Annotated in this window: 21 protein-coding genes; 11 read left to right on the top strand and 10 right to left on the bottom strand. The window is 54.2% G+C overall.

The features are described from left to right. Window positions 1–3 precede the first annotated feature (3 nt). On the bottom strand, window positions 4–453 hold the full coding sequence (locus V9K67_RS08555; protein ID WP_336721486.1) for an acyl-CoA thioesterase: 450 nt from the start codon (window positions 451–453) through the stop codon (window positions 4–6). 413 nt (window positions 454–866) lie between these two features. Between V9K67_RS08555 and V9K67_RS08550 the strand changes: the two genes are divergently transcribed. Both V9K67_RS08550 and bamJ read left to right on the top strand, forming a co-directional pair. After that, complete coding sequence (locus tag V9K67_RS08550) at window positions 867–1,646, top strand: M57 family metalloprotease (protein WP_336721484.1); 780 nt, start codon at window positions 867–869, stop codon at window positions 1,644–1,646. Between the two features lie 194 nt (window positions 1,647–1,840). Next, entirely contained in the window at window positions 1,841–2,569 is a 729-nt protein-coding gene (gene bamJ, locus V9K67_RS08545) for a BamJ family beta-barrel-assembly machinery protein (RefSeq protein ID WP_336721481.1), read from the top strand. A 95-nt stretch (window positions 2,570–2,664) separates the two neighbouring features. Here bamJ and V9K67_RS08540 read toward each other — a convergent pair whose 3' ends face one another. From V9K67_RS08540 to V9K67_RS08525, 4 genes are all read right to left on the bottom strand, one after another. Then, window positions 2,665–4,320 carry a T9SS type A sorting domain-containing protein gene (locus tag V9K67_RS08540; RefSeq protein WP_336721480.1) on the bottom strand — a complete coding sequence of 552 codons (1,656 nt, stop codon included), beginning with the start codon at window positions 4,318–4,320 and terminating at the stop codon, window positions 2,665–2,667. Window positions 4,321–4,960: 640 nt separating this feature from the next. Then, window positions 4,961–6,589, bottom strand: a complete 1,629-nt coding sequence (locus tag V9K67_RS08535; RefSeq protein ID WP_336721477.1) for a T9SS type A sorting domain-containing protein — start codon at window positions 6,587–6,589, stop codon at window positions 4,961–4,963. 682 nt (window positions 6,590–7,271) lie between these two features. Next, the gene (gene cmk, locus V9K67_RS08530) at window positions 7,272–7,982 is read right to left on the bottom strand and encodes a (d)CMP kinase (protein WP_336721475.1); all 711 of its coding nucleotides are present in this window, start codon (window positions 7,980–7,982) and stop codon (window positions 7,272–7,274) included. A gap of 86 nt (window positions 7,983–8,068) precedes the next feature. Then, a complete protein-coding gene (locus tag V9K67_RS08525) occupies window positions 8,069–10,594 on the bottom strand; it encodes an ATP-dependent Clp protease ATP-binding subunit (RefSeq protein WP_336721472.1) in 2,526 nt (841 codons plus the stop codon). A 96-nt stretch (window positions 10,595–10,690) separates the two neighbouring features. On the opposite strand from V9K67_RS08525, the gene V9K67_RS08520 reads away from it, so the two are divergent. The 4 genes from V9K67_RS08520 (at window position 10,691) to V9K67_RS08505 (ending at window position 14,368) form a co-directional block, all read left to right on the top strand. Then, the gene (locus V9K67_RS08520) at window positions 10,691–11,077 is read left to right on the top strand and encodes an STAS domain-containing protein (protein WP_336721469.1); all 387 of its coding nucleotides are present in this window, start codon (window positions 10,691–10,693) and stop codon (window positions 11,075–11,077) included. Between the two features lie 9 nt (window positions 11,078–11,086). Beyond that, window positions 11,087–11,959, top strand: a complete 873-nt coding sequence (locus tag V9K67_RS08515; RefSeq protein ID WP_336721466.1) for a fructosamine kinase family protein — start codon at window positions 11,087–11,089, stop codon at window positions 11,957–11,959. A 24-nt stretch (window positions 11,960–11,983) separates the two neighbouring features. Beyond that, window positions 11,984–12,886 carry a ribonuclease Z gene (locus V9K67_RS08510; protein WP_336721462.1) on the top strand — a complete coding sequence of 301 codons (903 nt, stop codon included), beginning with the start codon at window positions 11,984–11,986 and terminating at the stop codon, window positions 12,884–12,886. Window positions 12,887–12,958: 72 nt separating this feature from the next. Further along, window positions 12,959–14,368 carry a sensor histidine kinase gene (locus V9K67_RS08505; protein WP_336721459.1) on the top strand — a complete coding sequence of 470 codons (1,410 nt, stop codon included), beginning with the start codon at window positions 12,959–12,961 and terminating at the stop codon, window positions 14,366–14,368. A 160-nt stretch (window positions 14,369–14,528) separates the two neighbouring features. On the opposite strand, the gene dapA is transcribed toward V9K67_RS08505, so the two are convergent. The 3 genes from dapA to V9K67_RS08490 form a co-directional block, all read right to left on the bottom strand. Then, window positions 14,529–15,410 carry a 4-hydroxy-tetrahydrodipicolinate synthase gene (gene dapA / locus V9K67_RS08500; protein WP_336721457.1) on the bottom strand — a complete coding sequence of 294 codons (882 nt, stop codon included), beginning with the start codon at window positions 15,408–15,410 and terminating at the stop codon, window positions 14,529–14,531. Between the two features lie 231 nt (window positions 15,411–15,641). Further along, the gene (locus tag V9K67_RS08495) at window positions 15,642–16,619 is read right to left on the bottom strand and encodes an acetyl-CoA carboxylase carboxyltransferase subunit alpha (protein WP_336721455.1); all 978 of its coding nucleotides are present in this window, start codon (window positions 16,617–16,619) and stop codon (window positions 15,642–15,644) included. Between the two features lie 128 nt (window positions 16,620–16,747). Continuing rightward, on the bottom strand, window positions 16,748–17,479 hold the full coding sequence (locus V9K67_RS08490) for a S24 family peptidase (RefSeq protein WP_336721454.1): 732 nt from the start codon (window positions 17,477–17,479) through the stop codon (window positions 16,748–16,750). 106 nt (window positions 17,480–17,585) lie between these two features. Here V9K67_RS08490 and V9K67_RS08485 point away from each other — a divergent pair, with 106 nt between their 5' ends. From V9K67_RS08485 to V9K67_RS08465, 5 genes are all read left to right on the top strand, one after another. After that, window positions 17,586–17,894, top strand: coding sequence for a hypothetical protein (locus V9K67_RS08485; RefSeq protein ID WP_336721453.1), 309 nt, complete (start codon window positions 17,586–17,588; stop codon window positions 17,892–17,894). Between the two features lie 56 nt (window positions 17,895–17,950). Further along, window positions 17,951–18,811 carry an AAA family ATPase gene (locus tag V9K67_RS08480; RefSeq protein ID WP_336721452.1) on the top strand — a complete coding sequence of 287 codons (861 nt, stop codon included), beginning with the start codon at window positions 17,951–17,953 and terminating at the stop codon, window positions 18,809–18,811. Continuing rightward, complete coding sequence (locus V9K67_RS08475) at window positions 18,786–19,265, top strand: hypothetical protein (RefSeq protein WP_336721451.1); 480 nt, start codon at window positions 18,786–18,788, stop codon at window positions 19,263–19,265. The genes V9K67_RS08480 and V9K67_RS08475 overlap by 26 nt, the downstream gene beginning before the upstream one ends. Then, window positions 19,262–19,543 carry a hypothetical protein gene (locus tag V9K67_RS08470; protein ID WP_336721449.1) on the top strand — a complete coding sequence of 94 codons (282 nt, stop codon included), beginning with the start codon at window positions 19,262–19,264 and terminating at the stop codon, window positions 19,541–19,543. Before V9K67_RS08475 ends, V9K67_RS08470 begins: the two co-directional genes overlap by 4 nt. Window positions 19,544–19,694: 151 nt before the next feature. Further along, window positions 19,695–20,357 carry a hypothetical protein gene (locus V9K67_RS08465; RefSeq protein WP_336721447.1) on the top strand — a complete coding sequence of 221 codons (663 nt, stop codon included), beginning with the start codon at window positions 19,695–19,697 and terminating at the stop codon, window positions 20,355–20,357. 200 nt (window positions 20,358–20,557) lie between these two features. Here V9K67_RS08465 and V9K67_RS08460 read toward each other — a convergent pair whose 3' ends face one another. Next, on the bottom strand, window positions 20,558–21,205 hold the full coding sequence (locus V9K67_RS08460) for a hypothetical protein (protein WP_336721446.1): 648 nt from the start codon (window positions 21,203–21,205) through the stop codon (window positions 20,558–20,560). Window positions 21,206–21,299: 94 nt separating this feature from the next. Beyond that, window positions 21,300–22,736 (bottom strand): DUF6986 family protein, encoded by a 1,437-nt coding sequence (locus V9K67_RS08455; RefSeq protein ID WP_336721445.1) that lies wholly within the window; start codon window positions 22,734–22,736, stop codon window positions 21,300–21,302. Window positions 22,737–22,765: the final 29 nt, after the last annotated feature.

Raw genomic sequence — 22,765 nt, 5'->3', positions numbered from 1 at the left:
GCCTCATGGCTTTTGCTTGTCGAGCCATTCAAAGTTTTCGGCCAGCGGCAACTGCGCAAAGGCCTGCAGCACTTCGTCGGGGGGACTGATCAGCTTCCGAAGGCGTGCATCAATCCAGGCACCCTCAACAGTTACCACCGCGGAAACCGTATCCACATTCTTATAAATATGGTGTTGGATACTCCAACGCGAATAGTTGCGCTTCGCCTTGATGAGCTTCATGTCAATGGTGACGTTATCTCCGGATTTTATTTCCCGGCGGAAAACACATTCCTCCCGCAGCAGGATGACCCCCAGGTGCAATTGCTGCAATACGCCGGCCGTCAAGCCAAAATCGTTGAAAAACTCCAGCCGGCAAAATGCGCCCCAGTCGTAATAAACCGAATGCCGTATATGGAAGTTAGGGTCCAGGTCCGACCACCGTACCTGGACTGTCCGGCTATAATCATTCATAAGCTTCAAATTTTTTCCGGGCCCGGCGCTTCACCCGATACCGGTTTCCCGTGGATGTCAAATGTATACGAACCACCGGAGAAACGTGCAAAAGCCCTGCAGTATCTCTGCTGCATTCGGCCTAACTTCGATACATAGGCGAACTCGTCCATAAGAGGGTAAAACAAGCTCTACAGTAACGGTTAGCCGAAAATCCCCTTCCACCCCAATGGGTAACGCCATCCCTACGCTTCAACCCGCTCCACAACAAGGAACTGATTAACAAATACTTAAGAAACCACCCCAGCATTTACCCGACTATAGCATATGCTATTGAAGGGGTTCACCGAAGGTTTTCCGGGCTCTACCGAATAACTCCCGAAAATGGCAGAGGCAGTTCTATCTTAGCTCTACTAACGAAAAAACTTAGCCCGATGCAGAGATTCACCTTAACCTTGGCCGTAGCTATTTTGCTGATCTTACAATCTTGTTCTAAATCTTCTTTCCAGGAAGAAGTATCCGCCCCTGCCGAAAACGCTGCCGCATCTACGAACATCGCTACCCTGAAACAGTCCGTAGCCGAGTCTTTAGGCGTTACCGCTGAAAGCGTTGTGTACAACGAAGCGGAAAAGCAATTTGTAGTGGAAGAGGACGCTTATGTAAGCCTGGAAGACGCCCAGGTACGCTTCGGCGACAAAGGCGCCAACCCGCCCAGCGCCACCACCCAGCGTTCGCACTTTTACCTGATCACGCCTACCAAAGTCAATACTATTAAAATCTACGCTGACGCTACCGTTCCTGCCGCCTGGTTGACCGCCCTGGACAAAGCCATCGCCAACTGGAATGCCACCGGCAGCCGGGTGTACATGACCCGCATTAATACCACCACCGGTGCCACTACCAAAGTCACCACCACCTATTCGGTTTCCTCGACCGTGGCTACCGGAGGATACCCCGACTATTACGGCAACCCCGGCAACCGCATGGTGATCAACACGTATAAAAACAGCCTGGCCGATGCCATGAAGGTATTTGCCATCACCCACGAGCTGGGCCACATCATTGGGTTTTCGCACACCAACAGCGCTACCGGCGAATGGATCGAAGGCACGCCCGACACCGATTCCAAGTCGGTCATGAATGCGGTTTGCCTCAGCTGGACCGGTTTTACCACCTACGATCTTAAAGCAGTAAAGACCGTTTACCCGAAATAAGCACTTCCTCCTGCATAATTTCCTGGCCATAACCTCCGGTTATGGCCTTTTTATTAGTACCCGGCCGCCGGTGCGCCCGCCATCTGCATTTGGGACTTATCTTAGCAACCGGAATGCGATAACTTTTCCGAAAACAATAAAGGGGGCAGGTCTCGCTTTATTGCGTCTTACTTTTACCACTTAATTCATAGAAAATGAAAAAACTGTTTGTAGTCCTGATGATGGGTTCCGGCCTGGTTGCTTTCGGACAAGCCAAGAAACCTGCTGCCAAACCCGCTGCCAAACCTGCCGCCGCCAAAGCCGGTGCGGTCACCTCCCTGAAAACCCTGAACGATTCGGCCAGCTATGCCATCGGCATCAGCGTCGCCAACTTTTATAAACAACAGGGCATTACCAATATCAACACCGCCCTGGTTACTAAAGCGATAAATGATGTCATGGTGAAAAAGAGCCCGCTGCTGAACGACCAGCAGGCCAATGGCGTAATGATGAGCATCATCAACCAGGCCCAGGAGTCCAAAGCAAAGGGTAATATCACTGCCGGGGAAAAATTCCTGGCTCAGAATAAATCCAAGCCGGGGGTAAAAACCACTGCCAGCGGCCTGCAATACGAAGTGCTGAAAGAAGGAGAAGGCTCCAAACCCGGCATTACCGATACTGTGACCGTGAATTACGTGGGCACCCTGATCAACGGTACCGAGTTCGACAATTCGTACAAAAGAGGCGAACCCATCACCTTCCCGGTAACCGGTGTTATCAAGGGCTGGACCGAGGCGCTGCAATTAATGTCGAAGGGCGCCAAGTACAAACTCTATATTCCCCAGGAACTGGGTTACGGGGTGAACGAAGTAGGATCCATCCCGGCCGGCTCGGTGCTGGTATTCGAAGTGGACCTGCTGGACATCCCCTCCCAGAAGAAATAAACTTTATCGCCGGAGGCAGCAGTTCTTCCGGATTACCTGCGTTTCAAAAAAAGGGTGGCAACCTGCCACCCTTTTTTATTGCACATCTGAAGAAATTACCGGTTGCCGGTTACGGCCACCCGTTCCACTGCCTGAGTACCGCTTTGTACATCCTGGATCATAATGTTGTACAGGCCGGCCTTGAGGTTATTGATTTGCAGGCTGTTGTTGCGGATACCCCTCCATTGCTGCACCATGCGGCCCGTCATGTCGGTGACGATCACATTGCGCAGGGTGGCAGCCTGGTCAAACACTACATTCACCGTACCACTGCCGCTGGGGTTGGGGTATACGGTTGCCGTTCCTGCCTGATCCAGTCCGCGGACCGACAGCACAGGGCTGTAGTGGTGTTTCCGGTCGATATCTTCCTGCAGCAGGCGGTACTGGGTTTCGCCCGCGGCATTATAGGCATCATTGTAGGTATATGCCAGGTCGGAGGTGCTGTTGCCGCCCGGGGCCTTGCTGTTCACGAAGGCAACGGTTTCCCAGTTGTCGGCGGCTCCTTTCCGGCGCTGGATATAAAAGCCCCTGCTATTGCTTTCGCTGGCGGTTTGCCAGTCCAAAACAACGTTCACGCCCCGGCGCACGGCCGTAAAGTTTTTCAACGTCACCGGTGTTACGATCTCGGGTTCGCAGAAGAAGGGGATAATGTCGTCAAAACATTTTCCCTGGCCGTCCAGCACCAGGATAAAGTTGTTGTTGCCCGCCGGTTTGGGCATTTTATACATCCTTGACTGGGTTTTGATCACGATCTGCGAATACTTGGTATCACCGCTATTCAGGTCCAGCACCCGGTCGTTATTGTTATCCAGGTACAGGGAAACGGTGATGGGGTAAGGGCTTACCTGCCCGGATACTTCCGCCACTTCCACAAAGTTGCTGTCGATGCCACAATTGGTAATGGCCTGCAGCGGATCGCCCTCCAGGGAAGAGTTGATGGCATTGGGCGTCAGGTACTGGCCCGGGATGGTCTGGTCCCAGGAGCTGCAGAAGTAGTAGCCGTCCTCGCTCATGAAGTCGGCCATGGGAACGGCACCCAGTTCGAAGTCATCCAGTTCGTCAAACTCGATCTTTACGGTGCTGGAGGCTCCGCCCACCAGCAGCGGAAAGGAAAGGTCATTGAGGTTTTGCAGGTAGTCGGGTACTTCAAAGCGGTCTTCGGCTTCGGAGGCGATAAAACCATCCACGAGGTCCATGGTGGAGCCGTCCTTGCGGAACAGCAGTACGACCATGTCGCCAAACCCGTCCATGGGAGTCATTTTACTGAACACGTCGTTCACATTCTTGCCGGCCAGGGAGGCACCCCCATCCCAGGTGCTGCCGTTGTACACGAACTTCTTGGCCGAGGCGCTGGAAGTGGCGGTCTGGGCCAGGTTCCAGTTGAGGTGAGGAGTGCTGGAAAACTGCCGGCTGTCCTGGTAGCGGGAGAGCCGGGGACCGGCTGCAGCAAATAAAAAGGAGCCGGGGGCGATACTCCGGTTGGGCATGTCGAACAAATACGCGCCCTGCTCCGACCCGGTATTGTAAAAAGCCAACAGGGCGTAACTGTCTGCGTTTTCGGGAGAGGTTTCAGTGGGGTCCAGGGTCAGTTCAAAAAACTCGGTGTTCACATCTCCGTTTACCGGCTTTACATACACTTCATTGATGCGCAGTTGGGCTGCACCCATCATCGACACACACAGGAAAACAAAAGAGAATAAAAAATTTTTCATCTTTCAGAGATTTAACAGTGAAAAAAAGGTTAGCGAATAGGGAGTTGAATATTGCTGATGCAGAAATAAAGGGAGTAAAACCCTACTTCGATCATTTGCGGAAAATCAGAGGAATCGGAAGGAATTGGGGAAAAAACGCTTGCGTTTCTGTTAATGTTGAAAGAAAATTTGTGCCAAAAATCTACCGAACACAGCAATTAACACTACAACTCAGCATTTAATAAATAACATTTTAATAACATAGATTTGCCACAAAAATCAAGCCCCTGCCAGAGGGTGGTCTCACCTCCCTCTGGCAGGGGCTTTCCGCCTGCCGTACAGCGGGGCCTCTAAGGATTTTTCCCCTGCCCGCTCCGTATTTTTCCGGAGCCACGCTTAGCCGCCGGGCCGGCAGGGCCACCGGCGCCACCCACAGGTTATCAACAGATTAAATCTCCATTTGCCCCAAAGAAACCTGCCGGCTGCGAAAAATGGTCCCGTTGGGAAATGCCAATTTTTCCATTGTTCCGCTACAATTTGTTGAATTGGGGAGTATTCCGGCCGAAATGGCCACCACATTCTGCTCCTGCGGGCAGCTGCAAAAGAAAAAGGGCGGCTCATGGCCACCCTTTTCCGGATTGAAAACGCTAAGAGTACTTGGTTACCTGTTTACTGACACTCGTTCAACTGTGTGTGTTCCGCTTTGAATATTCTGAATCATGATATTGTACATGCCGGACTTCAGGTTGTTGATCTGCAGGCTGCTGCTGCCAAAGTTTTTCCATTGCTGGATCACGCGGCCCACCATATCGGTTATGATCACATTGCGCAGGGTAACGGCCTGGTCGAACACGACGTTCACGGATCCGTTGCTGCTGGGGTTGGGATAGACCACGGTGCTTCCCTGCTGGCTCTGACCACGAACCGACACGATGGAGCTGTGGGCGCTCTTTCCATCGTAATCTACCTGCAGCAGGCGGTATTGGGTGACGCCACTGGCGTTATTAGCATCATTGAAGGAGTAAGACAGGGTGGAAGAGCTGGAACCACCGGTAGCTTTGCTGGAAACAAACGCCAGGCGATCCCATTCGCCGCTGCCGTTTTTGCGTTCCACGTAAAAGCCTTTGTTATTGCTTTCCGAGCCGGTCTGCCAGTTCAGTTCTACGTTGGCGCCTTTGCGCAGGCCGTTGAAGGAAATAAAGGTGACGGGGGTGACAATGGCCGGGTCGCAGAAGAAAGGAATCACATCGTCGAAGCACTGGCCTGAGCCATCCAGCACCAGGATGAAGTTGTTACCCACCGGTTTATTCATACTGTAGGTCTGGCCTTGTCTTTTCATGACAATCTGGGAGTACTTTACATCACCTTCGCTTAACTGCATGTTCATGTCCCGGTCTTCATACAGGGAGGCGGTCACCGGGTAAGCGCTAACCTGGCCCGATACCTCCGTGAAGGTAACCTTGTTACTTTCCGGGAAGCAATTGGTAATGGCCTGCAGCGGATTGCCCTGCAGGGAGGTGTTGGTAAAGTTGGGTGTCAGGAATTGCCCGGATCCCGGCTGGTCCCAGGAACCGCAGAAATAATACCCTTCGTCGCCTGCAAAATCAGCAGCGGCAACCGCCCACAGTTCGGCGCTACCCAGTGAACCAAAGTTGATGGTTACGTTTTCATTGGGCATTTCGAAGCGGACCAGTGGAATAGTCAGGGGGGGAAGGGCCTGGATATAAGCGGGCACTTCAAAACGGTCTTCCGCTTCCGAAGCAATGAAGCCATCGATCAGCTCCATACCCCCGCTCTCTTTTTTGAACAGGAGCGCTACCATGTCGCTATACCCCAGATCCGGAAGCGACTTGGAAAAAACGTTATTGATATTCTTATTCTTCATATCCAGCCCAGCGCTCCAGCTGGTGCCGTTAAAAGTGAATTTTTTGGCCCATCCGGACGAAATGGTGCCGTTCCAGTTTACCGGTGTGCTGGTAAAGGTTTTGCTATCCTGGTACTTGGAAAACCTGGGGCCTGCGGCACCGAATATAAAGGTGCCCGGGGCAATATCCCGAAAAGGCATATCGATGACATAAACGCCTTTTTCGGTGGCGTCTTCAAAGTAGGTCATGAAGACATAGCCGTCCGAATTTTCCGATGCGGGAGCATTGGGATCCAGCGCCAGTTCGAAGAACTCCTTATTCACATCGCCGTTCACCGGCTTGGAATAAATTTCGTTGATGCGCAGTTGAGCCATGGAGGAAACAAAAGAACAAAGCAGGAACAAAGTGCATAAAAAATTTTTCATTTTTCAGAGATTAAAATGTGAAAAAAAATGGCTTGTTTCTAGGGTGGAGTATCTCTGATTCTGAAATAAAGAGGTTGTACTCTACTTCAATCATGGTGGCTAATCGGCAGGAGATCGGATGAGTGTTGGATTGGTAACTGAGCGTTTCGTGTTAATATAAATAAGTTTTATGCCAGATGAGCTTTAAGCTCAGCATCAACAAGTTACACAACCGCCCCCAGACGCTTACTGCAGAGATTGTATATAAACCTCTACAATAAATGGCCCCTTGCCCGCATTCCGACCTTTCCATCCCATTTTCCGGCTATTCTGCGCCCCATTTTCCCCGATTTTACCCGCGAATGAGCAACAGGAAACCGGCACAGCGGTAAAACCGGGTGCCGCTGCAGACGGGAAAATGGAAAGCAGGAAGGTGATGACAATGGCAGGAAACCACTAATGGCCGGTTATTAAAAACCGGCCATTGATTTACAAAAGGTTATAATATATACCCACTGCTGCAAGGGAAAAAAATGCAGTCGGGAAAATGAAAAAAAAATGCCGCCGGAAAACCGGCGGCGTAAAGCAGGTGCCTGTTAAAAAAAATCATGCCAGGCCAAAAAAGAAAACCGCCGGCGCTGTGGCACCGGCGGTCAGGAAAATATGTTGGATGAGCTGAGAACAATCCTCTACAACGGTGGAGCTACCCTGCGGGCTGCAGCTTTTCCTCGTTGGCTATGATCTGCTGGGCCCACCTCAGGGATTTCTGGAGCTGCTCCTTCGGGGTCAGGTTGGTATTGTCCAGGATATAGGCATCGTCGGCTTTGCGCAGGGGACTGATGTCGCGGTGCGAATCGATATAATCCCGAAGCTCCAGGTTGGCTTTTACCTCCTCGATGGTGATATTGGGATTCTTCTCGTACAGTTCCTGGAAGCGGCGTTCCACCCGAACGGCATTATCGGCCGTCATAAAGATCTTCAACTCGGCATCCGGGAACACCACGGTACCGATATCCCGGCCGTCCATTACAACGCCCTTGGCTTTCCCCATTCTTCTTTGCTGGGCCACGGCATAATCCCGCACTTCTTTAATGGCGGCGATCTCGCTGACCTTTTCGGCAATCACCAGGTCGCGGATCACGTATTCCACGTTTTCCCCGTTCAGGTACATTTCCGACTTCTCGCTTTTAGGATTGTAATGGAACTGGAGGGAAATCTCCTTCAGGGCATTGCGTACGTCCTTACTGTGGGTCCAGTCGATATGGTTCCGCAAAAAATACAGGGTGATGGCGCGGTACATGGCGCCACTATCCACGTAAATATACCCCAGGATCTTTGCCAGCTGCTTGGCCATCGTGCTCTTCCCGCAGGACGACCATCCGTCAATGGTGATATTTATTTTCTTGTTTTCCATGAACAAACGCAAAATTGAACACAATAAATGAAACAACAAAAAAAAGGCTGTTGCAAGCAACAGCCTTTGGTTAAATATTTCGGGTATTATGCTTTCGACTCTTCGGTCACGGTCTTTTTCAGCTCAAAGGTCAGCTTGCCAGCCTCCTTATCGAGATTCACCACCAGCACATCGCCGGTTTTGATGCTCATATTCAGGATTTCCTCCGCCAGCGGGTCTTCCAGGTATTTCTGGATCGCCCGGTGCAGCGGGCGGGCGCCAAACTGCTGGTCGTAGCCTTTATCGGCAATGAACTCCTTGGCTTCCGGGCTCAGTTCCAGGCTGAAGCCGAGGTTGTTCAGCCGCTTCAGCACGCCCTTCATCAGGATGTCGATGATCTCGAAGATGTGCTCTTTGTTCAGCGAGTTGAAGATGATCACATCGTCGATCCGGTTCAGGAACTCGGGCGAGAAGGTCCGTTTCAGGGCCTTTTCGATCACCGCCTTGTTGGCTTCATCGGCATTCTGGATGCGCGAAGCGGTGGCGAACCCAACGCCTTCACCAAAGTCCTTCAGCTGGCGTACGCCAATGTTGGAGGTCATGATGATCATGGTGTTCTTAAAATCCACCTTGCGGCCCAGGCCGTCGGTCAGCTGGCCGTCGTCGAGCACCTGCAACAGGATGTTGTAGATGTCGGGGTGGGCCTTTTCGATCTCGTCCAGCAGGATCACGCTGTAGGGTTTGCGGCGTACCCGTTCGGTCAGCTGGCCCCCTTCTTCGTAACCTACGTATCCGGGAGGCGCACCGATCAGGCGGCTAACGGTGAATTTCTCCATGTATTCGCTCATGTCGATGCGGATGAGGGCATCCTCTGTATCGAACATGTAGCGGGCCAGGGCGCGGGCCAGCTCGGTTTTACCCACCCCGGTAGGTCCGAGGAAGATAAAGGTGCCGATAGGCTTTTTGGGATCCTTCAGGCCGACGCGGTTGCGCTGGATGGCTTTGACCACCTTTTGGATGGCCTCGTTCTGCCCAACCACCATGCCGCTCATTTCGGCGGACATCTTGCGCAGCTTCTCGGTCTCGGCTTCCACCATCCGTTTTACGGGGATGCCGGTCATCATGCTGATCACTTCGGCGATCTCTTCTTCCCCGATGGGATAACGCTTGTGTTTGCTTTCCTCTTCCCACTGGGCCTTGGCTTTTTCGAGCTCTTCGCCCAGGCGTTTTTCGGTATCCCGCAGGGCAGCGGCCTCTTCAAACTTCTGGCTTTTCACCACGCGGTTCTTTTCCACCTTGATGTCTTCGATCTTCTTTTCCAGCTCCAGGATGTTTTGGGGAACGTTAATGTTCTTCAGGTGCACCCGGGCGCCCACTTCGTCCATCACGTCGATGGCCTTGTCGGGCAGCAGGCGGTCGGTGATGTACCGGTCGCTGAGCTTTACGCAGGCGTCGATGGCTTCCTGGTCGTAGATCACGTTGTGGTATTCTTCGTACTTCGTTTTGATGTTGTTGAGGATGAGGATGGTATCGTCCACGCTCGGGGGATCCACCATCACCTTCTGGAAGCGGCGGTCAAGGGCACCATCCTTTTCGATGTACATGCGGTACTCGTCCAGGGTAGAGGCGCCGATGCACTGGAGCTCGCCACGGGCCAGGGCGGGCTTGAAGATGTTGGAGGCATCGAGCGAACCGCTGGCGCCGCCGGCGCCCACGATGGTATGGATCTCGTCGATGAACAGGATCACGTCGCGGTTCTTTTCCAGCTCGTTCATAATCGCCTTCATGCGTTCTTCAAACTGGCCGCGGTACTTGGTACCGGCCACCAGGGCCGCCAGGTCCAGGGAGATCACCCGTTTGTCGAACAACACCCGGGATACCTTCCGCTGCACGATGCGCAGGGCCAGGCCTTCCACGATGGCGGTCTTACCCACGCCGGGTTCCCCGATAAGGATGGGGTTGTTCTTTTTGCGGCGCGAGAGGATCTGCGACACCCGTTCGATTTCCGACTCCCGGCCTACGATGGGATCGAGGGTACCGGTTTCGGCGAGCTTGGTGATGTCGCGGCCGAAGTTGTCCAACACAGGGGTCTTGCTTTTGGTAGCACCGGCCTGTTTGGCTTTTTGTTGCGAGTATTTCTTTTCATCATCGTCAAAATCATCACCCTCTTCCTGATATTCGGCACGTACGTCGTTTGACTTGACCATGCCCAGTTCCTGCCTGAATAAATCGTAGTCCACGTCGAATTGATTTAAAATTTGAGTAGCTATGTTTTCTTTGTTCTTCAGTATGGAAAGCATCAAATGCTCGGTTTCCACTGTAGGGCTTTTCAAGGCTTTGGCTTCTAATACCGTGACCCGGATCACCTTTTCTGCTTGTTTGGTAAGCGGCAAACTGTTGATGTTGGCAATATTTTTACCCGTTTTGTCTTTGACAGCCAGTTCCACCTCTTTTCTTAACTCATACAGGTCAACGTTAAAGCTTTTCAGAATACGAACCGCAGTATTGTCACCCTCACGAATCAAGCCCAGAAGCAAATGCTCCGTACCGATAAAATCATTCCCCAACCGCAAGGCTTCCTCGCGACTGAACGAGATGATTTCTTTTACTTGTGAGGAAAAATTATTATCCATTTTAAATTTGTTGCTTTAATACAATAATAACGAATATTTTTGAGCAGGGTTCACAGAACTTGTTAACCTTTTTACGCATCCCTATTCGCTTTATCTATGGAAGTCAAAACTGATACCAAAGAAAAATTCCATGTCATTTGGGTCGTTACGCCGCACCTGTCTGCCAATTTGGCCGCTGACCTGTACCAACAAGTTACACCAATTTTGCAATCCGGCCTTCCAAATGTAGTGATGAATTTTAAAGACGTGCAGAGCATGGATGAGGCTGCCGCCGAAACGGTGGTGAAGCTCCAGCAACGCTTCTACGAGGAGAACGCTTCCTTTGTGATCTGTGAGCTGCCGCCCGAGGTGGAAGCCTTCCTGGACCAGACCGAGCTGCTCGAGCTGATGAACGTGACCCCTACCGAAAGCGAGGCCTGGGATATCGTCCAGATGGAAGAGATTGAGCGGGAGTTGCTGAATGACGAAGACTTTCAAGGTTAAACGCACCTTATGATCCCTGCCGGCGTACGGGACCACCTGTCCCGCTTGTTGCAGCAACCCCTTGATTCCCGGCAGTTTATCCCCATAAACGGCGGCTCGATCAACCAGGCCTTCCAGCTGCGCCTGCCCGAAGGCAGGAAGCTGTTCTGCAAGCTCAACACGGCCACCCATTTCCCGCTCTTGTTCCAGAAAGAAAAAGCCGGGCTGCAACTGCTCGGCCGGCAACAGGTAGTGTCCGTTCCTGCCGTGCTCGATGCGGCCGTTACCGGCGCCCACCAGGTACTGCTGCTGGAATGGGTGGAAGAGGGCCCCCGGACCCCGGCCTTCTGGCGCCAGTTCGGCAGGCAACTCGCCCAGCTGCATGCCGTCAGCGCCGACGCCTTCGGGCTGGAGGAAGACAACTTCATGGGCAGCGTGCCGCAATGCAACCAACAGGAAGCGGACTGGTGCACCTTTTTTACCCGCCACCGGCTGTGGCCCCTGGCCCGGGACTGTTACCGGCTGGGCCTGCTGCAGCAGGGGCACCTCGACCAGCTGGACCGCCTCTATGGGCGCCTGCAGGACATTTTCGAACCGGAAAAGCCCTCCCTGCTCCATGGCGACCTGTGGAGCGGCAATTTTATCTGTAACCACCGTTCGGAGCCGGTGCTGATCGACCCGGCCGTATCCTTCGGCCACCGCTCCGCCGACCTGGCCATGACCACCCTGTTCGGCGGGTTTGGCCCGGAGTTTTATGATGCTTACCAGCATTACTTCCCGCTGCCCCGGAATTACCGGGACCAGTGGGCCGTTTGTAACCTGTATCCCTTGTTGATTCACCTGTTGCTGTTCGGCAGCAGTTACCGGGCGCAAATCGAGCAAACATTGGACGCTTTTTCGTAATTGGCTTTGTAATAAATTTACTTTATGTTATCGGTAACCATATTAGGCAATAACTCAGCAGTTCCGGCTTTTAACCGCCACCCGACCAGCCAGGTAGTCACCCACGACGGCACTAACTACCTGGTCGACTGTGGCGAAGGCACGCAGATCCAGATGATCAAATACAAGGTCCGCCGCGGTAAGATCTCCCACATTTTCATCTCGCACCTGCATGGCGATCATTATTTTGGCCTGGTAGGCCTGCTCAATACCTTCGGCCTGTTGTCGCACAAGCAGGAGCTGCACGTGTACGGCCCGCAGGCCCTGCAGCAGATTATCGAGATCCAGCTGCAGATGGCCGAAACCTACCTGCCCTACCCTCTTTATTTTCATGCGGTTACCGAAAATGCCGTGCTGGTGGACAATGACAAGATCCGCATCCGGTGCTTCCGCACCTCGCACCGCATCCAGTGCTTTGGCTTTACCTTTGAAGAAAAGATCAGTAAGCGGAAGATCCTGGCCGACAAGGCGAGGAAGTTCCAGATACCCCTGACCTTTTACAGCAGCCTGCAAAACGGCCTCGACTATATAACGCCCAAAGGCGAAACCATCAAAAACGATATGGTCACCGCCCCGCCCGAAAAAGGCAAGAGCTACGCGTTCTGCGCCGACACCCGTTACGACGAATCCATTATCGAGCACATCCAGGGTTTTGACTGCATCTACCACGAGACCACCTACCTGGACAGCATGCGGGAACGGGCCATCGAGCGGTTCCACTCCACCACCAAACAGGCAGGGATGATTGCCCAGAAAGCCGGGGTGGGCAAACTGCTGATCGGGCACTTCAGCTCGAAATACAGCACCCTGGAAGCCTTCCTGTCCGAAGCCCGCGAAGTGTTTCCCAATACCGAACTGGCCCTGGAAGGCGTCACCTACGAGCTCTGACCGGATCATCCCCCCGTGAACGAACACCCACACGATTGCTGCTTATGCTGATGCTTCTTTAAAGCTGTTTGTATGCAATTATCGGCACGGGCTGAAAGATCGATCCTGATTGCGCTTTCCGTGGCACTGGTGCTGCTCACGTCCTTATTGTTCCTGGGCATACACGACCTCATCCAATCCTACCAGCGGGTAGCCCATTCCACCTCGGTCAAACTAAAACTGGAACAAACGCTGTCGAACCTTCGGGAGGTGGAGGCCTGCCAGCGGGCATTCCTGCTGACCTGGGACCAGACCTTCCTGCCGCCCAAGGAAAGAGCCCAGGAGGAGGTTAAAAGCGAGCTGCTGGAATTACGGCAACTCATCAGGGACAATCCCTTCCAGGAAGAAAACCTGGCCAACCTGGAAGAGCTGGTGAACCGGCGCTTCTCGATCCTTGACCTGGCATTGAGGACCTTCCTGACCCGGCGGGACAGCGGCCAACTGGTCGTACACCTGGTCACCGGCAAGGAGGTCATGGAACGGCTCCGCTGGCAAATAGACTTTATGATGCAGACCGAAGACAATGTGCTCCGGCTGCGGGAAGCCACCAAGAACAAATATGTGTACCGCACCCCCCTGGCCGTATTGTCCCTGCTGATCCTCACGCTCTTTGCCCTGGCCTATTCGTATTACCGGATCGGCTACCGGCTGAAGTTGTCCAACCGCTACTCTGCCGAATTGCAGGAGAAAAACAAGGAGCTTGCCCATAAAAATAAAGAGCTGGAAAAGTCGGCCGAGGAACTGCTCTCCTTTAATTTCATTTCCAGCCACGACCTGAGGGAACCGCTGCGGAAGATCCGGTCGTTCAACAGCGCCATCTTATTCGACCAGGCTATCAGCGGCCCGACCCGGCAGCTGGCCGGGCGCATAGAAACCTCGGCAGGTTATATGCAGTTGTTGCTCGACGACCTGCTGGTGTACACCCAGATCGGCCTGGGTGAGCGGCAGCTGAAGCCGGTAGACCTGATGGAAGTGCTGGAAGAGATCAAGCTCAACATGAAAGAACTGCTGGAAGAACACCAGGGCACCCTCGAATACGAGCACCTGCCGGTGGTCAGCGGCATCCACTTTCAATTGTTCCAACTGTTTGAAAACCTCATCAGTAATTCCCTGAAGTACCGCAATCCCCACCAGGCGCCCCATATAGTACTTTCCTGCCAACTGGTGCAGGCCGCCGAACTCCCCGAAGCCCTCCCCGCCCCCCGGCTCCACTCCCACTATGTAAAACTCAGCTTTTCCGACAACGGCATCGGGTTCGACCAGAAATACGCGGAAAAGGTTTTCGGCCTGTTTCAACGCCTCCATACCAAGGACAAATACGGCGGCACCGGCATCGGGCTGACCCTCTGCAGGAAGATCGTGGAAAACCACGACGGGATCATTACCGTCAGCAGCGCAGTGAACAAAGGCACCACCTTTCATATCTTCCTGCCGGGATTGTAAACCAGGGAATTGGTTAAGTGGGGAAACCAGGAAGGAACACCATATATAAAAGGTAAAAGGTCCCGGAGTATACGTATACTCCGGGACCTTTTACCTTTTAATAACTGTCACTGTCCGAAAGGAACCCGTGAACCTGTAAACTTGTAAACCCGTAAACTCCTTACAGGGTAGCACAATATTTTTTCACCTGCTGCTGAATGGGGTCGCTCAGGGGAACGAGGGGCAGGCGCAGGTGGTTGCTGATGAGGCCAAGCTCGGCCAGGAATGCTTTGACGCCGGCGGGGTTGTTTTCCGCGAACAGCAGGTCGTATCCTTCCAGGAGCTTGAAATGCAGGGGTTTGGCCGCATCAAAGTTGCCTTCCAGCGCCAGGTTGACCATGCGGCTGAAGTCTTTGGGGAAACAGTTGGCCGCTACCGAGATCACGCCGTCCATGCCGCAGGCGATCAGGGGCAGGGTCACGTGGTCGTCGCCGCTGGTCACCAGGAAGTCTTTGGGCTTGTCGCGCAGGATGTGCATGCACTGGACCATGTTGCCGCTGGCTTCCTTGATGCCCGCAATATTGTCCAGCTCGGCCAGCCGCAGGGCGGTCGGGGCGGCAATGTTGCTGCCGGTGCGGCCGGGAACATTGTACAGGATGATCGGCAGGGGGCTGGCGGCTGCCAGGGCCTTGTAGTGCTGGTAAATGCCTTCCTGGGAAGGTTTGTTGTAATAGGGGCTGGCCGACAGGATGGCTACAGCTTTCTCCAGCGGGAAGCTGTTGATCTCCCGGATTACGCCCTGGGTATGGTTTCCGCCCACACCGAGCACAATTGGAACCCGGCCGGCAACTACGCTATGGGTAAAATTGAAGATCTCCAGTTTCTCTTCCTTGCTTAACACCGGGGTTTCGCCGGTGGTGCCCAGGGACACTACGTATTGCACGCCACCCTCGATGACAAAATTGATCAGCTTTTCCAATGCCGGATAATCGACTGAATGATCCGTTGAGAAGGGTGTTACCAGGGCCACACCAGTTCCACGCAGTTGCTCCCGTAAAGACATGAACGATCGTTTGATTTAGATTTACAAATTTGCGGTTGACAATTTCGGCCGCGAAGCTATTTGAAATCGTGAAGAAAAAGAAGAAAATCGGTTGGTAGTTTGCGGTTTGTGGTTTGTAGTTGCCGTGCCGACAGCGATTAACCTTCAGAATCGAAGCAAGCGCATGCCGCTGCCTGTCGTAAAGTTTTGATGATTTACGCCAACTACAAACCCCAAACTGGCAACTACAAACTATTGCGCCGTTTCTTCCCAGAAGCCCATTTTGCCGAACTTCTCGATGCGGCGGCTGACGCGCTCTTCGGCCGGAATCTTTTGCAGGTCCTGCAGCACCGGCACCAGGTAGTCTTTCAGCATCTGGGCCGCCTGGGCATAGTCCCAATGGGCGCCGCCATCGGGCTCGGGAATGATGCCGTCGATGAGGCCAAAGCTTTGCATGTGGTTGGCGGTCAGGCGGAGCTGCTCGGCGGCAATCTCTTTTTTCTCCCAGGTACGCCACAGGATAGAGCTGCAGCTTTCCGGGGAGATCACGGTGTACCAGGTATTTTCCATCATGAACACCCTGTCGCCCACGCCGATGCCGAGGGCGCCTCCGGAGGCGCCTTCGCCGATGATGACGCAGATCACCGGCACTTTCAGGCGGATCATTTCGTAAATGTTGCGGGCAATGGCTTCACCCTGGCCGCGTTCCTCGGCCTCCAGGCCCGGGAAGGCGCCCGGCGTATCGATGAGGGTAATGATCGGTTTGTTGAACTTTTCGGCCAGCTTCATCAGGCGGAGCGCCTTGCGGTAGCCTTCGGGGTTGGGCATGCCGAAGTTGCGCATTTGCCGCATCTTGGTGTTGATCCCTTTCTGCTGCCCGATCACCATCACGGTCTGGCCGTCCAGCATGCAGAAGCCGCCTACCATGGCTTTGTCGTCCTTGACGTTGCGGTCGCCGTACAGCTCCAGGAAGTTGGTGGTCATCTTGTCGATGTACTTCAGGGTATAGGGACGATCGGGGTGGCGGCTGAGCTGCACCCGCTGCCAGCTGGTCAGGTTGCGGGTCACGTCCTTGCGTTTCTCCAGGATCTTTTGCTCCAGCTGCTCTATGGTTTGCGAATAATCGATCTTCTTTTGTTCGGCATTATGTTTCAGGCGCTCGATCTCGTCTATTAAATCCTTAATAGGCTTTTCAAAGTCTAAAAACTGCCGGTTTGCATTTGAAGGCATAAGCGAATATGGTAATAAGCGGATAAAAATAAGTAGGAAAGATTAAATAAGAGGTTCCGATTTTAAAATTGGGCAAAATCGCTCCTTTCCCACGGCTATTTTCCGCCCATCCGGGCCTTATCCCTTTCTTATACCTGGATCTCGAACATTTTCGGGACGGGGGCCTTGGCCTTGATATGGCGGCGAAACACCCAGACTTCCCGGACCTGGTGCACCGGCAGCAGCTTTTGGGGGTACACTTCGTCGTTATCGCTGATCAGCACCCATTCTTCCGGCGACTTGCGGTACACCCGCTTCACCATCAGGCGGTCGGCGGTCAGGATCACATACACATAAAAGTTCTTGATCTCCTGCCAGTCCTCCGCATGGACCATGCTGGCCAGCAGGATATCGCCGTCGGAAAAGGTGGGCTCCATGCTGTCGCCTTCCACTTCAAAATAGCTCCACTGGGCACCGCCGGCCTTGACGCCGGGGGGCAGGGAGAACTTTTCCAGCGAATCGAGGAAATCCACCTGTTCGAATCCTTTAATATAGCCTGCCTGGGCCTTGATACCCACCAGGGGCGCCATGGGCGGGGCCGCTTCATTTTTCTGCTCGCGCCGCTGCAGGTGGTAGGGCACGGAAGCGGCAGGGTCGGCGGCTGCCTGGCCGATGAGGGTGGCTTCGTGTGAAAATTCTTCACGTTGGCGGCGCTCCTCCAGGAATTTCTGGAGCAGCAGGGAGGTCTGGCGGCTGACCGGGCACTTGCCCTTCTCCATTTTATTGATCAATTCCCGCGTGATGCCCAGGGACTGGGCGAACTCTTCCTGGGTCAGGTTGTACAACTGCCTGATTTCCTTGAGATTATGAGCGCTGATCATAACGGTAAATAAATTGTGAATAATTTTGTGAAAACTATGTGGATAATGTGAAAATTCGTAACTTTATCCTTCACAAATTTAGGAAAAGAATTCACAATTTCAAGCTATGGTACCAAAAGTGAAAAAAGAGTTTTGCTTCACGTATCCGCTGAAGCATAAGGTGGTTCGGAACCTGCAGATCGTCACCGAGCACGTGGGCGACCTGCTGGTGGAAGGCATCGGCTATTGCCAGCCCGACGTCCGCAGTCTCGACATCCGGGACCGCTACGCGGTGGACATTGACTTTGTGAAGTGGAACGGCACCGACATCAAGGCCGTGCTGGAAGTGACCGGCAACCTGGAAGAGATCGAGGAAGCGGCCGTCCGCTATATCGCCGGCCTGCTGCTGCCCGACGGCTACGGCCAGGCCGCCTGACGGAAGAGCGCTCCCCCTCTTCCCCCCCAATTGAGTACGATTAAATACGATAAACAATGGAATTAAGAAAAGCAACCCGTAAGAAAGCAAAGATCCGCCTCGGCCTGTCGGCCGTATCCGGCGGCGGCAAAACCTTCTCCGCCCTGCTGATTGCCAAAGGCATCTGCGGCGACTGGAGCAAGATAGCCATCATCGACTCTGAAAACAGCAGCGCCGACCTCTATGCCCACCTGGGCGACTTCAACGTGCTGCCCATCACCGCCCCCTTCCCGCCCGAGAAATACATCGAGGCCATCAAGACCTGTGAAAAAGCGGGCATGGAAGTGATCATTGTCGACAGCATCTCGCACGAGTGGGACGGCAAGGGCGGCTGTCTGGAGATCGTGGAAAGCCTGGGCGGCAAATACCAGGACTGGGCAAAAGTAACGCCCCGTCACCAGGCCTTTATCGACGCCATCATCCAAAGCCCGGCCCATATCATCACCACCGTTCGGCGCAAGCAGGACTACGAAATGATCAAGGACAATAACGGCAAGGTAAAAGTGGAAAAGGCCGGTTTACGGGAAGTCACCCGCGAGGGCTTTGAATACGAACTGACCATCAACCTGGAAATGGACATGAGCCACCACGCCCTTGCCAGCAAGGACCGTACGGGCCTGTTCATGGGCAAGCCGGCATTCATGCCGAGCGAGGAAACCGGCCGCCAGATTGCCCAGTGGTGCGAAACCGGCGAGGAAGCCCTTAACACGGCCCCGGGCAGCGAGTGGCACAGCCGCGTACAGAAATGCACCACCCAAAAAGAACTGGTGGAACTGTACAACCGCTACAAGACCGACGTGGACGTAAACCCGCTGCTGCAGCAGCTGATTGCTAACCGTAGAAACCAGATCAATGGCAAGACCCTTAATGCAGCCTAACCCGCTGCCCTTTTTATCCGCGGGCCTGACCAAGGGGCAGATCGCCGCCCTGGCCACCCAGTCGGTGGACAAGGTACTGGAAGACGGCAGCGTCTTCCAGGTGGCGGAAGCCCTGGCCGTCATGGAGGAATTTGCCCGGCAGGTGCGCAAAGACGAACGCTTTGTATCGTTCCTGCGCGACGAACTGCTGAAGCACCACGGCCACCTGCGGACCGCCTCCGGCGCCAAGCTGGAAACCTGCGAAGCCGGCGTGCTCTACGACTATTCAAAGGACGGCACCTGGCGGTCGCTGGACGAACAGATCCGGCACCTGCAGGAACAAAAACGGCAACAGGAAGAAAAGCTCCGGCACCTCAGCCCCGGCCGCATGGCCGTGGACCCCGAAACCGGCGAAGTGCTGGAAGGAGCCCTCAAAACATCGAAATCGACTTACAGAATAACTCTATCCAAATGACACAAGACATTTTTCAGGAATGCATCGAGACGATCCGGGAACTGGCAGGAAATGAATACCTCTATTTCGATACCGCCATCGAGATCAAAACCACCCCGCACAGCTTTCCGTTCCGTGCCTGGGGCGTTTGCACCAGTCCCGACGGCCGGCTGTACATCATGGACAGCAACCAGGAATGGCACGAGGCCGACCCCGCCATCGGCAATACGCCGCTGGTGATCGGCAGCCTGTACCAACGCCTGCAGTTGATGCGCCGCCGCTACGCCAAGGCCAGTTGAGTGCGGGAAAGGACAGGGGACATCGGGCAATGGTCATGGATCATTCGGCTCTTAACCATACGAAATTATTTCACCCCATACCAATGATCCTTGACCATTGCCCAGTGTCCATTGTCCATGCACATTTTTCACCTTTAAACCGATAGATATAGTGATTGCAAATATTAATTATAATACTGCCCCCGGGTTGCCCCAGCCGGCAGAAGGCATATCCGATATTCCGGCCGTAAAGCGGGTGACCAAAAAGTTTGTCAACCCTCTGGAATACGAGATCATTACCCACCTGGTGCTGCAGCAATACCAGAAGGACGGGGTCATCCTGTTCGACCGGCTGCTGGCCATTTCTCCGGAAGACCGCCTGCCGCAGCTGATTGCCCAAAACGGCAGCAAGCGCATCCACCACCTGGTGCTGATGATTGTTCGTGCCTTTTGCCTGGCGCTCCCGTTGCCTAAGGCCAAAAAGCTGTCCGACACCAAGATGAGCGCCCTGGCCTGCGACCTGATGCTGTCTGCCTACGAAGACCACCTGAGCCTCGAAGACCTGATCCTGTTCTTCGAACGGGCAAAGGCGGGCCATTACGGCAAGATCAAAAGCCTGCTGTACCATTATCAGTTAATGGACCTGCTGGAACGCTACCGCCAGGAGCGCCATGAAGCCTACCTGCGGTGGAAAGATACCATCGATGCCCAACGGAAGACCGAAGGTCCGAAAGACCGGATCTGCGAAGAGCCCAAAGCCATCGGCGACCTGTTCAGCCAGGCCATCCACCTCAACCCGAACCTGGGAGGACGAACAGAAAGAAAAACCGGATAAGGAAATGGAGAGCACCTTCGGCACCCCTTGCCGCTCCCGAAAAAGAACGGAATGCATACAGCCTGGTACGTTCCATAAATAAGGCCGCTTCGATGGAAGCGGCCTTTATTATTTTCAGAAAAGCATGTGTTTTTTTTACCGGCTGTCTGCAAATTTTATCGCACTAACATGGATCCATAACCGAAAAATTTAAAACGCGGTTATCCCTGGTGGTTGGAATCGTAGCGACGCATGAAATCGATCAAACCGTCTTTATTAATGCGCCAGATCTCATTCACGGAAGAACGCGTTTTAACGCCATCCCGGCCCACGGCTTCCGAACGTGCCCAGACCGACACCCAGCTTTCCGGCCGTCCCGGGCTTTGGAAGGCAAGCACGGTACCGATGGTATTTTTTATGCTGGCAAGACCGCTCCGCTCCTCCCGCATCCGGGCCAGCACCTCGTCGCGGCCCTTGACCGAAAACCCTTCGGGATACTGTACCTCCAGGGAAGTCGCAAACAGGCGCCCGTCCAGGGAATTGTTCTCGTAGTCTTTATATACCTCCAGCACTTTCTGGGCATGGCCCTGATCACCGATCTCGAAGCGGGAAGCATAAGTAGGCTTATAGGGCAGGGCTGTTTGAGGCGCCTTTACTGTAGCGGCTGCCGGGGCAGTTGCCACCGTGGCCGGTGGTACGGCCACCTGTTCTTCAACCCGTACGGCCTCTTCCCTTGCCCGGGCCTTTTCCTCTGCCATGGCAGCGGTGGCCGTCATCAGGAAGCTCAGGATGAACATTACTACTTTATCGAGGCGGAATATATTGGAAACCACGCGGGCAACGAACCTGCCAATGGCCTTTAAAATCATAGCGCTTAATTTATCGTTGAACGAAATACTCTTGAAAAGAGGCCTTCAGCCCCCCCACTCAGCATCTAAGATACTGAAAACTAAGCATTGAAGCCTAATCTTTTCCCTTCCGCCGGCCTTCCAGGATCCGGTAGAACGAGCGGCTGCGGATCTCCTCCAGCGTCAGGCCGGTCACCAGCACCTCCTCCTCGGTCACGGCGCCGCAGTTCAGGGCTTTCAAAAAGAAGTTGAGCAACCCCTGGCCGGTAGCGGCATCATCGAAAATATCGCCGGTCAGGGTGGAGATGGCCGACCGCTCCACGAAGGTTTTAAGGCGGTGCACCGCCTCCCCGTACGAGCTCAAAAAGAAATTGTAGGTGGCGGCATACCGCATGGGTAGCTGGGCAGGGTTGAGGTCCCAGCCCTGGTACAGGCCGTTCACCAGCGAGTGCATCGTGTGGTCGAAGCCGACGCGCCAGGCATGGTGCACCGACTGGCGGTTTTCCTGCAACTGCTCATAGGTCAGGTGGTCGCCCCGGTGCGGCGCCACGGGGATGACGTTGGTGGCGCCGTCGGATATAAAGATGCCGGTGCCGCCCAGGGCGACCTTGGTCATGTGGTGGGCGAAATCGCAGACCGGGTGGGCCATGGTCTGGTAGCGGGCGGTGATGCCGCAGGAGGCCGTATAGTCATAAGTGCCGAAGTGGGCGGCGATGCAGCGCCCTTCTCCCGCCCGGATAATCTTCATCAGCGGGTTGCGCCCTTCGTCGTCCATGATGATCTGGGTGGCTTCCACCATGGTTTCCATCTTCAGGCTGCCGTGGGGCAATCCGTTTTCGCGCTCGATGATCCCGAACAGGCGTACCAACGTCTGCATTTGTTCGGGTATGGTCACCTTGGGGAGCATCACCACGAAGTTGTGGGGCAGCTTGCCGCCGGTAGCCTCCAGCAGGGTGGTCAGGAACAGGTCGAGGGTGCGGACGCCGCGCTGCTTCAGGTCCTCGGTAAAAGGCTTGATGCGGATGCCGATAAAGGGCGAAATGGTACCCTCCTGCATGCCTTTTGCCAGCTCGCGGGCTGCCGCCAGGGCGGTGGCATCTTCTTCGTCGTCGGGGCGGTTGCCAAAACCGTCCTCGAAGTCGATGCGGAAGTCTTCCACGGCTTCTTTCTGAAGCTTGGCAATAATCTTTTTATAGACCGAATAGGCTAGCCAGGCGGGCTCGCCGCGCCGATCTTCTTCGCTTAGGACATCCAGCTTGCGCGTCAGGACTTCAATGTCCTTTTCCGTTTGCGGAAGGGTCTCATAGCCCTTCAGCTGGAGCACGCGGGCCAGCACGGCAAAGTTGGGGGCATAGCTTTGCAGGCTGCGCAGGGCGATCTCACCCATGCGGATACAGGTGTCGGAATGAAACAGGTTGGCGCCTCCGTACACGGTATGTACAGGCTGGCGGTCGGGCCGGTCGCCGGGATAGGTTTGCTGGAAGCGCAGGTTGGCGGTGCGAAGGTCGTTGAGCAATCCTTCCTTTTCTCCGGATGGTATGGAAAGTTTCATGCTGGTTGGTGTTTAAAACGTGATGGGTC

Origin of the sequence: Huijunlia imazamoxiresistens, assembly GCF_037132455.1 — a bacterium.
Lineage (GTDB): Bacteria > Bacteroidota > Bacteroidia > Chitinophagales > Chitinophagaceae > Flavisolibacter > Flavisolibacter imazamoxiresistens.
This window is presented reverse-complemented; position numbering and strand designations above follow the sequence as displayed.

Coding starts and splice junctions, on each gene's coding strand:
- V9K67_RS08470 (WP_336721449.1), top strand. CDS start 19,262: ATGACACAAGACATTTTTCAGGAATGCATCGAGACGATCCGGGAACTG.
- V9K67_RS08535 (WP_336721477.1), bottom strand. CDS start 6,589: ATGAAAAATTTTTTATGCACTTTGTTCCTGCTTTGTTCTTTTGTTTCC.
- V9K67_RS08550 (WP_336721484.1), top strand. CDS start 867: ATGCAGAGATTCACCTTAACCTTGGCCGTAGCTATTTTGCTGATCTTA.
- V9K67_RS08480 (WP_336721452.1), top strand. CDS start 17,951: ATGGAATTAAGAAAAGCAACCCGTAAGAAAGCAAAGATCCGCCTCGGC.
- V9K67_RS08510 (WP_336721462.1), top strand. CDS start 11,984: ATGTTATCGGTAACCATATTAGGCAATAACTCAGCAGTTCCGGCTTTT.
- dapA (WP_336721457.1), bottom strand. CDS start 15,410: ATGTCTTTACGGGAGCAACTGCGTGGAACTGGTGTGGCCCTGGTAACA.
- V9K67_RS08525 (WP_336721472.1), bottom strand. CDS start 10,594: ATGGATAATAATTTTTCCTCACAAGTAAAAGAAATCATCTCGTTCAGT.
- V9K67_RS08540 (WP_336721480.1), bottom strand. CDS start 4,320: ATGAAAAATTTTTTATTCTCTTTTGTTTTCCTGTGTGTGTCGATGATG.
- V9K67_RS08505 (WP_336721459.1), top strand. CDS start 12,959: ATGCAATTATCGGCACGGGCTGAAAGATCGATCCTGATTGCGCTTTCC.
- V9K67_RS08515 (WP_336721466.1), top strand. CDS start 11,087: ATGATCCCTGCCGGCGTACGGGACCACCTGTCCCGCTTGTTGCAGCAA.
- V9K67_RS08485 (WP_336721453.1), top strand. CDS start 17,586: ATGGTACCAAAAGTGAAAAAAGAGTTTTGCTTCACGTATCCGCTGAAG.
- V9K67_RS08460 (WP_336721446.1), bottom strand. CDS start 21,205: ATGATTTTAAAGGCCATTGGCAGGTTCGTTGCCCGCGTGGTTTCCAAT.
- V9K67_RS08475 (WP_336721451.1), top strand. CDS start 18,786: ATGGCAAGACCCTTAATGCAGCCTAACCCGCTGCCCTTTTTATCCGCG.
- cmk (WP_336721475.1), bottom strand. CDS start 7,982: ATGGAAAACAAGAAAATAAATATCACCATTGACGGATGGTCGTCCTGC.
- bamJ (WP_336721481.1), top strand. CDS start 1,841: ATGAAAAAACTGTTTGTAGTCCTGATGATGGGTTCCGGCCTGGTTGCT.
- V9K67_RS08490 (WP_336721454.1), bottom strand. CDS start 17,479: ATGATCAGCGCTCATAATCTCAAGGAAATCAGGCAGTTGTACAACCTG.
- V9K67_RS08495 (WP_336721455.1), bottom strand. CDS start 16,619: ATGCCTTCAAATGCAAACCGGCAGTTTTTAGACTTTGAAAAGCCTATT.
- V9K67_RS08555 (WP_336721486.1), bottom strand. CDS start 453: ATGAATGATTATAGCCGGACAGTCCAGGTACGGTGGTCGGACCTGGAC.
- V9K67_RS08455 (WP_336721445.1), bottom strand. CDS start 22,736: ATGAAACTTTCCATACCATCCGGAGAAAAGGAAGGATTGCTCAACGAC.
- V9K67_RS08520 (WP_336721469.1), top strand. CDS start 10,691: ATGGAAGTCAAAACTGATACCAAAGAAAAATTCCATGTCATTTGGGTC.